This window comes from Wolbachia endosymbiont of Chrysomya megacephala (assembly GCF_008245065.1).
Taxonomy (GTDB): Bacteria; Pseudomonadota; Alphaproteobacteria; order Rickettsiales; family Anaplasmataceae; genus Wolbachia.
Genome location: NZ_CP021120.1, coordinates 497,595 through 510,540 on the forward strand (window position 1 = coordinate 497,595; position 12,946 = coordinate 510,540).

Sequence of the window (12,946 nt, forward strand, 5' to 3'; positions counted from 1 at the left end):
GGTAACATTACTTTGAATAGAAACTGTTATTGTAATTATGCCAAAACGCACAGATATAGAATCTATATTAGTAATAGGAGCAGGCCCAATAGTTATAGGTCAGGCATGCGAGTTTGATTATTCCGGAACGCAAAGCTGTAAAGTATTAAAAAGTGAAGGTTATAAAGTCATTTTGGTTAACTCCAACCCTGCAACTATAATGACAGATCCTGAATTCTCTGATGCAACTTATATTGAGCCGGTACTGCCTGAAATCATAGAGAAAATTATAATTAAGGAGAGGCCAGACGCAATATTGCCAACAATGGGCGGGCAAACAGCGCTCAATTGTGCAATAAAACTTGCAGATGATGGAGTGTTAGACAAATACAACGTAGAATTAATAGGGGTAAATAGAGAAGCAATAAAAAAAGCAGAGGATAGAGAGTTATTCCGTAAATCCATGGATAGAATAGGACTGAAATACCCCAAAAGTATCATTATAAAAAATCAAGAACAAATAAAAAAGGCTTTGGACTACGTTGGATTACCAGCAATTATCCGCTCATCATTCACTCTTGGTGGAGCAGGTAGTGGCATAGCATATAATAAAGAGGAGTTTTTTAATATTGCAGAAAGTGCTCTCAAAATTTCGCCGATAAATGAAGTTCAGATAGATGAATCAATTATCGGCTGGAAAGAATATGAAATGGAAGTTATCCGCGATTGTAAAGATAACTGCATAATAGTCTGTTCGATAGAAAATGTTGATCCGATGGGAGTGCACACTGGGGATAGCATAACTGTTGCTCCTGCTTTGACTCTGCGTGACGTAGAATACCAACAGATGAGAAATGCATCTATAGCAGTGCTGAGAGAAATTGATGTTAGTGCAGGAGGTGCAAATGTTCAGTTTGCAGTGAATCCTAAAGAAGATGGAAGCCTCGTTGTAATTGAAATGAATCCAAGGGTTTCTCGCTCTTCTGCACTTGCTTCGAAAGCAACAGGCTATCCTATTGCAAAAGTTGTAACTAAACTGGCTATTGGCTATTCGCTCGATGAAATACGTAACGACTGCGCTCCAATAATACCAGCGGCATTCGAACCAGTGATTGATTATATCGTCACTAAAATTCCTCGATTTGAGTTTGAGAAATTTAAGGGGACGAATTGTGAACTATCAACTTCCATGAAATCAGTGGGGGAAGTAATGTCGATCGGCCGCACTTTTAATGAGTCACTGCAGAAAGCTTTTCGTTCACTTGAAACTGATCTTACAGGACTTGATGAAGTATTTCCTGAAAATACTGATATTGATCACATCAGATCTCAATTAGCAAAATTGCTGCCAAACAGATTACTGATTGCTGCTGACGCAATGCGCCACGGAATTAGCATAGAAGAAATAAATTCGATTACAGGATATGACTTATGGTTTTTGCAGAATATACAGCAAATTATATTAGCTGAACAAAAAATCAAGGAAAATGGCCTTCCTGGAACTGCATATGAAATGTTAGAGCTGAAAAAAATGGGATTTTCAGATGCAAGGTTGGCAAAGTTAAGCAATAAGAAAGTAGAGCAAATTGAAGCAATAAGGAAAAGGTTTGGTACTAAACAAGTTTATAAACGTGTAGACACCTGTGCAGCTGAATTTGAATCGAGCACTGCTTATATGTATGGCTGCTATGAGGGTGATGTTGAAAATAAAACGGAATGTGAGGCGAATATTTCGGATCGAAAAAAAGTTGTCATTTTAGGAAGTGGTCCAAACCGCATTGGTCAGGGTATTGAGTTTGATTATGCATGCGTACATGCAGCTTCTGCCGCCAAAGAAATGGGATATGAAACAATAATGATTAACTGTAATCCAGAAACCGTCTCAACTGACTACGATACCGCTGATCGTTTATATTTCGCCCCACTGATTGCAGAGGATGTGCTTGAAATACTAAGCAAAGAGCAAGAAAATGGCACACTGGTTGGTGTAATAGTTCAAATCGGCGGGCAAACGCCTTTAAAGTTAGCCAAAGTGCTTAACGAGAGAGGTTTCAAAATTATGGGAACTTCGTTTGATTCTATTGACCTTGCAGAAGATCGCATGAGATTTAAAAATCTTGCTTTGCAACTTAATTTAAAACAACCTGAAAATTCTATCTGCCATTCAGTAGAAGAAGCGTTAACCAACGCAGAAAAGGTGGGGTTTCCACTAGTAGTCAGGCCATCATATGTCCTCGGCGGTCAGTCTATGTCGATTAGACACGATACTCAGAGCTTTAAAGAGTATGTCTTGAATCAAACCAAAATTTTTGAACACGGATCGCTGCTTCTTGATAAATTTTTAGTGAATGCAGTTGAGGTTGACGTTGATGCTGTATGTGATGGGAAAAAAGTTTTCATTGCAGCGGTCATGGAGCACATTGAAGAAGCTGGTATCCACTCTGGCGATTCAACATGCTCAATACCGACAAATACATTGAGTGACGAAGTAATAAAAGAGATCGAGCTCCAAACTGAAAGAATAGCATTAGCATTAAAAGTGAAAGGTCTGATAAACATTCAGTTTGCTGTTCAAGAGAGTGATGTATACATACTTGAAGTGAATTTAAGGGCTAGCCGTACAGTTCCTTTTATTTCCAAGGTAATCAACATTCCTGTTGCAAAGCTTGCCACTCAGGTTATTTTGGGTAAAAATTTGAATCAGGAAAACAAGCCTTTCAATCATTTTGCAGTTAAAGCTGCTGTTTTTCCATTTACCCGCTTTGCAGGAGTTGATACTTTACTTGGTCCTGAAATGAAATCAACAGGAGAAGTGATGGGAATTGACTTATCTTTCGAAGCTGCACTTGCAAAAGTGCACATGGCTGCAGGATACAAGTTACCAACAGAAGGAGCAGCTCTGGTTTCAGTAAAAGATGATGATAAAGAGTGTATATTGCCTGTTGCACGAATGTTGAAAGAACTGAGTTTTGAAATATATGCCACCAAAGGCACAGCTTCGTATCTGAACAATAACGGCATTGCTGCAAAAGCTGTAAATAAAGTGAGAGAAGGCAGACCCCACATAGTTGATATGCTCAAAGATGGAAAAATAAATCTAGTGATCAATACCTCAAAAGGTGTGAAATCAGTTTCAGATAGCAAAGATATCAGGAGAACTGCTATTTTGCAAAATATAGCTTATAGCACCACAGCTTCTGGGAGTAAAGCGTTAGCGCTTGCAATTCAATATGTAAAGAATAGCAAATTGGAAGTGAAATCATTACAGCAGATACAAAATGTTTAAATATCAAGACTATAATAAATTATTACTTATTTCAAAATGAGGATCGTGTAAGCTAAGGCGAGAGAAATTTAATTAAAGGATTTTTGTGTCAGTATCAATATATATAGCACTTCTCATAATAGTCCAAAAAAGGTAAGATATGGATTTATAGTAGTGATGGTAAGCATGCCAGCAGCATATAGTTATGACTTAAGAAAAAAGGTAATGGAAGCATTGGATGAAGGAGAGAGTGGAGAAACTGTTGCCAAGAGATTTAAGATTGGAGAAACAACTTTATATGAGTGGAAGAAAAGACGTGAGAAAACGGGAGATTTTCAATCAAAAAAGCTTGGAAGCGTGGCATAAAATTACCGACTGGAATGCATTTGCCGAATTTGCAAATGAGCAAGGTGGCAAAACTCAGTCAGAGATGCTGGGGCAATATTAGTAGACAAACAATTCATCGAGCACTTAAAAATATAGGATTCACAAGAAAAAAAAGACCTACGGATATAAAGAAAGAAATGAAGAAAAGCGAGCTCAATTTTCAAAGGTTATAGCAACAAAAGAACCTAAAGAATTAGTGTATATAGATGAGTCTGGCATTGATAACACTGAACCTATGGGTATTGCCAGAAAGGACAGCGGTTTTATGCCCTAAAATCTGGAAAGAAAACTCAACGAATTAGCATGGTTACAGCCTTAAGTGGAAGAAAAATAATTGCTCCGTTAACCTTTAAAGGCCACTGCAATATGGATATCTTTAATAAATGGTTTGAGCAGTTTCTGACACCGATTTTGGAACCTGGACAAACTGTTATCCTTGATAATGCTACTTTTCATAAGTCTAATAAGATTTGCTAAAGGAGTTGGTGCAGAAATTTTATATCTTCCTCCATATTCTCCAGATTTCAACAAAATTGAGCATTATTGGTTTGCTATAAAAAACAGAGCCAGGAAAAACATTCCTCTATTCGAATCCTTTCGTCGTGCTGTTGATTCTGCCTTCCTATGACCTGTTCGGACTATTATGAGAAATGCTATAACTGCCTTGAGCGTCTGTTGAAAGGCTTTGTACTAATTTTCTTGATTCAAACAATATGCTAGACTTTAACTTAAAAATCTTTGTAAGTGATCACGACTGAAAGGTATTTTCATGCATTTTTTACCTGAGTGCAATAAGTGTAATTCATTGAGTTTCCAAAATTGATAATGAAGAAAAGCATTACTCGTCTAATAAAAGCAATTCAATACTCCTGTGAAGGAATAAAATCAGCTTTTGTATCAGAAGTTGCGTTTAGACAGGAGTTACTGCTTTTTATAATATGTGTTTCAACTTTGTTTGTTTTAGATGTAAGTAATTTAGAACGTGCAGTAATGGTAAGTAGCCTATTTTTGGTGTTAATTGTAGAAATTATTAACACTGCTTTTGAAACAACAATTGAGCGTATTTCCAGTGAACAACATATACTTTCAAAAAAAGTGAAAGATCTAGGTAGTGCAGCAGTTTTTCTCTCATTAATTAATTTCTTGATAACATGGATGATAATATTGATATGAATGTTGTTAAGATATATTTTCAAATTCACCGATTAAGACTTGCATGTCTTGTGGTAAATCAGAAACAAATTCTATATATTCTTTACTTTTTGGATGATATAAGCCTAGCGTGTGAGCATGTAGTGCCTGTCTATTGAAATTACGGATAAAGTCAGAGTTTTTAGCATGTTTTTCACTTTTACTACTATTTTTTCCGTAAACTTGATCACCAACTACAGAATGTCCTATGTGGCTCATGTGTACTCGAATTTGGTGTGTTCTGCCTGTCTCTAAAGTACATTTAACCAGGCTTGCTTGCCCTATAATTTTCTTCACTGAATAATGAGTGATTGCTAATTTACCTGCTGTTTTTGTGACACACATCATTTCTTTATTACTGCGTTTTGGAGCAATATGGGTTTTTACTGTTCCTTGCAGATTAGGTAATGCTCCCCAAATTACTGCTAAGTATTCCCGTTTTATTTTACGATTTGATAGCAGTTCAGACAAGAAGCTGTGGGATTGTTCATTTTTTGCAATTACCATGAGTCCACTAGTATCTTTATCAAGCCTGTGAACAATTCCTGGTCTTGTATTTGTATATGGAATTTTGCAAAGGTGAGCGATCACTGCATTCAGGAGTGTATCATTGTTTGTTCCAGCACCTGGGTGTACTGTTAATCTACTTTGTTTACTCAGAACTATAATGTCATCATCTTCATAGACGATATCAAGTTTTATGTCATAATTAGGCTCAATTGATGTGGATATGTCAGGTTGAATGAGATGCACCACATACTCTTCACCTGGTTTTACTATGTGATCATTATTAATTATCGGTATACCAAGTAATTTCACCTGCTCATTCTGTATCAATCTTTGCGCTTTACTGCGAGATATGTTGCATTTTTTAGCTACATAAGTATCTAATCTTAATTTTTTCTCTTCACTACTAATATTTAAAGTCCTGAACATGCTACTTCAAATGCTGCATGAACATCTGGATTCACAAAATCAACTTTTGTACTAGGTTGAATTTGAAGGCCGTCTTGTTTTTTAATGTGGCAAATTGTTTGAGAGCCATCTTTCCAGTAAATTATTATTTTATTATCAAAATTCCGTAGCGTTAACTCCCTCTTTTCTTCTTTTTTATCTTTTTCTTCTAGCTTAATAGACTCTAATAAATAATATAGAAAGCCACTTGCTTTACCGTTAACTTTTTTTCTCCATTCATCCATTTTTTCTTGTTCAGATAATTCTTTTTCCAATTTTGCATTTTCTTGCTCCAGCTCTTTCATCCTTTTTTTTGATTTTAATAATCTATTTTTTTCTATTGCTTTTTTCTCTTCATCTCGCTGTTTTTCAAGAGAAGTAGCAGTAATACTGCCTTCACTGCTATTAGGTTCGGTTGATTGAGTTTGTTTATTCTTTAATTCTTCTAGTTCATCTTTTACGTTTTTTAGCTCTTCCTCTAATTTCTTCCTTATCTTTTCCGCCTCTTTTTTTTGCTTTTCCAACATATCTATAAACAAAGGATCATCACTAACTGTGCTTTCCCCAGATTTAAAAAAGCCAACAAATCTGCTTGGTTCAAATCGCTCAACCTTATCTTCAGCGATTTTAATAGCATTATCTAAACTAGAAAAAATACTTTCAATGTTTAGTGAACTTGCTCTTTTTACCAGCCCTTTAGCTTCACTTAAAATGGGCGAGATTTCCTTGTGCAACTCATCCAAATCTTCTTTGATGTCTTCTCTGACTCTTCGTAGATGAACAAGTGTTTCTTTAATTTCATCATTTGCAGGCTTTAGAAGCTTATTATCGAGTAGACCTTTAACTTCATCTAACTGCTTATCAAGTGAGTCAACAATTTTATCTGTAAAATCAGTCAAGTGCTTATCAAGTAATTTTATCAATCGAGATGTAGAATCATTTTCTTCTTCATCTTTTGTCTTTTTTTCCATTACTGATACAACCCCACCTCTTCTGAATGGAAAGAGAATATCCAAATTGTTAAACTTTTTAACAATATTATGATTATTGTTTATCTCATTGTTTTTTAGCTTGCTGAATGTTATACATATCCCAACAATAGCAATGATACTAGCCAGTGCAACTATGGCCCATTCCAAATCCTGAATATTGGCAAAGCTCAGTCTATTTTGTATTAACGCACCAACTATAATTACAGCACTAATTACATATGGTATGGTAAGAAAAATTGCCTTATTCTTATTCTCTTGTCTTTGATCATCTAATATTTTTTTTTGATTTTCAGAGATTGGCAAAATTATTGAAAAGCTTGCTTTTTTGTGACTTGTAAAACTTAAATTTGGTTTTATCTCTATTTTTAGAGCATTTTCAGCAAGTTCACTTATCTCGTTGTCTTTGCCACCTCTAATTTTATCATTTATTAATTCCTCTATCGGCTTTTTTCCTTCTTTTATCTTCTGCTTATGCATATATCTCATAGCAGAAGAGGCTGCAAAAGTTGTTAAAAGAATAATAGAAACCAAAGTGTAAATTGGCATGAATGTTGGGTTAAAAATATCTGTAATAAAGCTTAAATTATTACTAGTTATTATTATTGCAGCTACATAAGCCAAAGAAAATTGAAGCCAAGTATTTACAGCTGCTATAGGTAGAGTGTTACTTACGGAATATTTCTTTGCTGCATGCCATAATCTAGGGAAAAAACCAATAGCATCATCTATTTTGGCAAAATTATGATCTACTTTAACACTTAAAGGATTTATTATATCTAAAGGCATAAACTCCCTAGCACCTAATTAATTATATACTAATAACACTTTTAAAACAAGTTTTTTGGCTTATGCCAAGGACGATTAGAACGGACTTTGCTAACCTTTATGCCACTATTTGCTAGCCAAACAGAGTGTGTGCCATATGCCTCTAAGTCAGAGTATTTGATGATTTTAGTATTGCAAGCTGGATAGTTAAACTTGCTTAACTGAATTACTAGATCGACATTGTTACAATTTTCTAAAATATCTTCTCTTTTATGAGCTAGCAACACTGACTTATTATTTCCTTTATTATATGTACAGTCATAATCATTACATTTTAGCCTTTTGTTTGAATTACTGAATTTAGTGTGATTCAAAATTTGATTCTGCCCGTTTTGTTTAGCCCATGTTTTGACAACAAAGTTCCTATTTTTCCTAGTAAGAGAATATAGTAAACTGTCATCTTCTTTTACAGCAAGATTATCAATACTGACCAGGATGTCAGGGGTTCTATACATAGCGCTAGAGAAAATACCCAGCACAATAAAGAAAATTCCAAAAAAACGCCAATTCCTTTCCCACAAGCATAGCCACAATAACCCAAGTGTTATTATAATAATTGATGAGCCAGGAAAAGTGCGAGTGGGAATAACCAAATACTGAAGACTAGCGATTGCATTTGTTATACACAAGATACTGTCAATTGGGCGCTCTATAAATGGCGCTATAATCCATTCAATACCTAAAGGAATCAATAAAACATAAATTATTCCAAGTGGAATAATAATGAGTGTAACTATTGGTATAGCAATCAAATTTGTGATAATGCCACTGATTGAAAAATAGTTAAAATTGTATATTGTGTACGGAACAGTTGCTAAACTTGCTATGACTGAGCTGATCATTATCGACACAAAATATTTTATTATTTTTATTTTGAATAACTTATTAGCATTGATCTGATAGCTGGCAACTAGTGCCAAAACAGCAGAAAATGACATTTGAAAACCTGGCTTTAAGATTGCTTCTGGCTCCACTATGAGTATCACCGAAGCAGCAAACGCAATTGCTATTAATCCTCGATATTTCCTTTCTATGATTATTGCAACAAGTACCAAGATCACCATGATGTAGGCACGCTGAGCAGAAATTTGCATACCGGTAATCAACAAATAAAAGGTAGTTGGCAAGATAGTAAAGAATGCAGATATTTTTTTAGTGTTATATTTAAGAGTCAAAGTTTCAGATATTGCAAATAAATTACGGAATACTATAAAAAATAGACCAGCAACAAACGATAAATGTAAACCAGATATAGCGAATAAATGTGCTATACCTGAATCTCGTATCGCATTCATAGTTTTTTGATCTATCCCGTCTTTTTTGCCAATTAATAATGCAGAGATTATGTCCGCGTGTGGCTTTTTGGTATTTTGCTGTAGGTTTTCATAGATATATTGACGGAAAGATTCTATATACTCTTGAAATTTTCTTGCTTCAGCCTTTTTGTACAGGACTATTTTGCTTGTTGCAAAGCCTGTTGCACTTATTTTCTGATAATATGCTATTCTTGCAAAATCATATGCATATTCCGAAGGCGCAATTTTTGGACGAAAGAGTTTTGCTGATAATTTTACTTGATCCCCTATTTTAATGCCTTCTTCCGCTTTTGTTTTAACTGATATTCTTATGTTATCCAGCTTGAACTTCGTGTTTTTTATTTCATAAAGCAAAAATTGTTTATATGAGCCCCTATCGTTAATATCCTTCACTGTAGCAACAATATCTTTCACATACCTTTCCTTATCAAGAATATGAGTATTAACTGAATCTGTTCTGAATTTGCTGGCTGTAAATCCTATGAGCACTGCAATTAAAGAAATGCATAATATTGCGTATTTCCTGTATAATATTGCAATCAGAATTAGTATAGGTGAAAGCAAGAGAAAAATAGATATAGTGAAAGCACAGCTTGGTTCAAAATTTAATGAGAAATAGGTTAAAATTCCTGCACACTGAAAAATAGGGAACCACAATATCAAGTTATATTTTTCATTGCACAGATTGTTATGTATATAATTTACTATCATGTTAAGAAAGGTTAATAGATATATAAATATATGTAATAGTGTGATTTTATTCTTTTATTTATTATTATTACGCATATAATAATAAATAAGCAACGACGCGGGATGGAGCAGCTCGGTAGCTCGTCAGGCTCATAACCTGAAGGTCGTAGGTTCAAATCCTACTCCCGCAACCATCTTTCAATTGTACAAATATTGCGATTTCTTTTATTATAATAGCAATGTTATTTCTAACTCAAAGCTTGTTTTTGACCTGTAGGCTCAATCGTAACATTCAGTAAAAAACTCAGGGTATTTATTGACAAAATTATAGCGGCTGCATGCCTTTTTTCTTTTTTCTTATTACATCAATAATTTCACTATACACTTTATTGTTGTCTTTATCTGCAATTCCAGTAATAACATTACATCTATTAGATTCTTTTATAGCTATTTCTTGAAATCCTTTTCGAATTTTATGATAGAAATCAATGCTCATTTCTTCATACTTATTTTTATCCTTTGCTCTGCTGAGTCCAACTTGAACATCAATATCTAAAATAAATGTGATATCTGGATATTTAATTTCCACTAATTTGTGTAAGTCTCTTATTAGACTCAAGTCAACACCTAGTCCATACCCTTGATACGCAATAGTTGAATCGATAAATCGATCACAAATAACTGTCTTTCCCTCTTTAAGAGCTGGTAGTATTAATTCTTTCATATGTTCATATCTCATTGAGGTAAATAATAAAAGTTCAGAGATGGGATCAATATTATCCTTAAGTAGTGATCCTCTTATTTTTTCTGCAAAATCAGTACCACCTGGTTCTCTAGTCAATACGACATTATTTTCACCGTGAATTTGCTTGAAATAATTTGCAAGTAACTCAGACTGTGTTGTTTTACCAGAACCATCTATTCCTTCGAAGGTTATGAACATAAATTTTATAATTACAATGCTAAATGCAAATAGTGTACATAGAAACCATTTGACATTTAAGCAATAAGATCATAAATTATATACGGTATACAATTCTCTATGAGCTATGGTTACGCTAGACACTCCTAAGATAGATTTAGACTTTACTGCAAAGAATTTCAATCTCTTGGGAGTGGATAACAAATATTATACATTAAGTGACTGCTATGGGGAAAATGGTCTTATTGTAATGTTTATATGCAATCACTGTCCTTACGTTCAATCAATTATTAGCAATCTAGTAAGCGATGTTAATTTGTTGAAAAAAGATTATCAGGTAAACACCGTTGCAATCATGCCAAATGATGTGAATAAGTACCCAGAAGACTCCTTTGAAAACATGATTAATTTTGCAGAGAAAAATAAGTTTACATTTCCATATTTAATTGACAGTAACCAAGAAGTAGCTAAAGAGTATGGTGCTGTTTGTACCCCTGATTTCTTTGGGTTTAACGCTGATTTAAAACTTCGTTATCGTGGACGTTTTAACAATGCAAAAAAAGAGAAAGTTCAAAATTATGAAATAGGAAGTAGTGATTTATTTCAAGCGATGAAATTTATTGCAAAAACTAGCAATCCTCCAATTGACCAAAAATCAAGTATTGGTTGTTCAATAAAATGGTCTAATTCTACAGGTTAAATATTATGCACAGCGGCTCTCAGCATTTGTTTGATATTATAATCTTGCTTTCCGCTGCTGTGTTTATAGTCATAGCGTTTTGGAAAATGAATATTAGTCCAGTGCTTGGTTACTTTGTTGCAGGTGCATTGATTGGTTCTCATGGATTTAATCTGATACATTCAGTTGAAGTAATGGATAACTTTGCAGAGTTTGGCGTAGTTTTCCTATTGTTCATTATAGGTCTTGAATTGACATTTGAACGCCTTATCGCTATGCGTAGGCATGTGTTTGGGTTTGGTTCCCTTCAAGTTATAGTTACCATGATAGCAATATGGTGCATTGCTCTTGCCTTTGGAGTAAATACAAACATGGCAGCAGTTATTGGTGGTGGACTTGCACTATCCTCAACAGCAATAGTGTTGCAGGTTCTGCAAGAAAAGGGTTCTCAAGCAAGCCAAGTTGGTAGATTGTCAATAGCAGTGCTACTAATGCAGGACTTTGCAGTGGTACCTCTAATAGTACTAGTGCCCCTGCTTACTGGCAATTCTGAACACAGCTTAATAAGCTCGTTGGCAGGCTCATTAGTGCAAGCAGCTATTGCATTGGTGTTGATATTTGTAACTGGTAGGTTATTACTGAGGCCGTTGTTTTCGGTTATTGCCAAAATGGAGAGTAATGAAATCTTTATATCAACAACACTTCTGATAATATTAGGATCAGCATTTATTACTGAACAATTTCATTTATCAATGGCATTAGGCGCATTTGTTGCTGGGTTACTAGTTGCAGAAACAGAACACAGGAATTCGGTAGAACATGCAGTATTGCCATTTAAAGACTTATTTCTTGGTTTATTCTTTATGACTGTTGGTATGTCTATTGATATTGACCTTTTACTCGATAAGTTACCACTCGTTACTTTATTATCAATTATCCTTATCGTTTTAAAGACGTCCATTATATATACATTGTGTAGATTTTTTGGATTTAGAAGTGCACCTGCAATACAAGCTGGATTACTGCTTGCACAAGGCGGTGAATTTGCATTTATTTTATTCCGTTTAGCAGATGAATTAGATGTACTATCAAGTGAAATCGCTCAAGTGCTTATGATGGTAACTACAGTAACTATGGCTTTTACTCCTCTTTTATCGGGAATTGGAGACTGGATAGCAAATTCATTTAGCACTGAAAAAATAATACTAGACGATGAAGCAATCGAAACAGACACACAAGATCTTTATAACCACGTAATAGTTGCCGGGTTTGGTAGAGTGGGATATATGGTAACGAAAATGCTTACTGCAGAGCATTTAAGTTATGTTGTTGTAGATATTCAATCAAAAATAGTGAAAGAAGGAAAAAATGACAGTTTCCCTATATATCTTGGAGATGCTACAAGATATGAAATTTTAAAATCAGTAGGAATAGAAAGAGCTCAAGCTCTTGTGGTTTCAATAAAGAACGAAGTCACTATAAAGAAAATAGTTTCTCTAGTTGCAACAAACTTCCCACATGTAAATATTATAATACGTTTACCAGATTTGAATAATGTGGAGGTTTATAAAGATCTAGGGGCTAGTAAAATTATTCCCGAGACGTCTGAGATTGGATTGCAGCTAGGTGGAGCAGCATTAAGCTTAAGTGGAATTAGCGAAAGCGGAGTTACATCTTTAAAAGGTAAATTTAGAAAAGGCAACTACAGTATGTTAAAAGACCTTGGTAGTGATAAAGATGAATAAT

At 34.5% G+C, this 12,946-nt stretch carries 8 protein-coding genes, 1 tRNA gene and 1 pseudogene; 6 read left to right on the forward strand and 4 right to left on the reverse strand.

Features of this window, described 5'->3' with window-relative positions:
• Nucleotides 1-37: 37 nt before the first annotated feature.
• The 3 genes and pseudogenes from carB to CAI20_RS02355 all read left to right on the forward strand — a co-directional run bounded on the left by carB (nt 38) and on the right by CAI20_RS02355 (nt 4,804).
• A complete protein-coding gene (gene carB / locus CAI20_RS02345; protein ID WP_149168757.1) occupies nt 38-3,265 on the forward strand; it encodes a carbamoyl-phosphate synthase large subunit in 3,228 nt (1,075 codons plus the stop codon).
• Between the two features lie 165 nt (nt 3,266-3,430).
• Nucleotides 3,431-4,259: pseudogene (locus tag CAI20_RS02350) on the forward strand (IS630 family transposase).
• 197 nt (nt 4,260-4,456) lie between these two features.
• Nucleotides 4,457-4,804 carry a diacylglycerol kinase gene (locus CAI20_RS02355; RefSeq protein ID WP_007302306.1) on the forward strand — a complete coding sequence of 116 codons (348 nt, stop codon included), beginning with the start codon at nt 4,457-4,459 and terminating at the stop codon, nt 4,802-4,804.
• Between the two features lie 6 nt (nt 4,805-4,810).
• Here CAI20_RS02355 and CAI20_RS02360 read toward each other — a convergent pair whose 3' ends face one another.
• The 3 genes from CAI20_RS02360 to CAI20_RS02370 are packed head-to-tail and all read right to left on the reverse strand — an operon-like array spanning nt 4,811 to nt 9,620.
• Nucleotides 4,811-5,758 (reverse strand): RluA family pseudouridine synthase, encoded by a 948-nt coding sequence (locus CAI20_RS02360; protein WP_149168758.1) that lies wholly within the window; start codon nt 5,756-5,758, stop codon nt 4,811-4,813.
• Nucleotides 5,743-7,554 carry a coiled-coil domain-containing protein gene (locus CAI20_RS02365; RefSeq protein ID WP_019236853.1) on the reverse strand — a complete coding sequence of 604 codons (1,812 nt, stop codon included), beginning with the start codon at nt 7,552-7,554 and terminating at the stop codon, nt 5,743-5,745. Before CAI20_RS02365 ends, CAI20_RS02360 begins: the two co-directional genes overlap by 16 nt.
• 41 nt (nt 7,555-7,595) lie before the next feature.
• On the reverse strand, nt 7,596-9,620 hold the full coding sequence (locus CAI20_RS02370) for a ComEC/Rec2 family competence protein (protein WP_149168759.1): 2,025 nt from the start codon (nt 9,618-9,620) through the stop codon (nt 7,596-7,598).
• Between the two features lie 96 nt (nt 9,621-9,716).
• Here CAI20_RS02370 and CAI20_RS02375 point away from each other — a divergent pair.
• Nucleotides 9,717-9,793: transfer RNA gene (locus CAI20_RS02375), tRNA-Met, on the forward strand.
• Between the two features lie 131 nt (nt 9,794-9,924).
• On the opposite strand, the gene tmk is transcribed toward CAI20_RS02375, so the two are convergent.
• Entirely contained in the window at nt 9,925-10,542 is a 618-nt protein-coding gene (gene tmk, locus CAI20_RS02380; RefSeq protein WP_007302302.1) for a dTMP kinase, read from the reverse strand.
• A gap of 106 nt (nt 10,543-10,648) precedes the next feature.
• Here tmk and CAI20_RS02385 point away from each other — a divergent pair, with 106 nt between their 5' ends.
• Both CAI20_RS02385 and CAI20_RS02390 read left to right on the forward strand, forming a co-directional pair.
• Nucleotides 10,649-11,221: a thioredoxin family protein gene (locus CAI20_RS02385; protein ID WP_052264880.1), complete on the forward strand. Its 573-nt coding sequence runs from the start codon at nt 10,649-10,651 to the stop codon at nt 11,219-11,221.
• Nucleotides 11,222-11,226: 5 nt separating this feature from the next.
• Nucleotides 11,227-12,945: a monovalent cation:proton antiporter-2 (CPA2) family protein gene (locus CAI20_RS02390; RefSeq protein ID WP_149168760.1), complete on the forward strand. Its 1,719-nt coding sequence runs from the start codon at nt 11,227-11,229 to the stop codon at nt 12,943-12,945.
• Nucleotide 12,946: the final 1 nt, after the last annotated feature.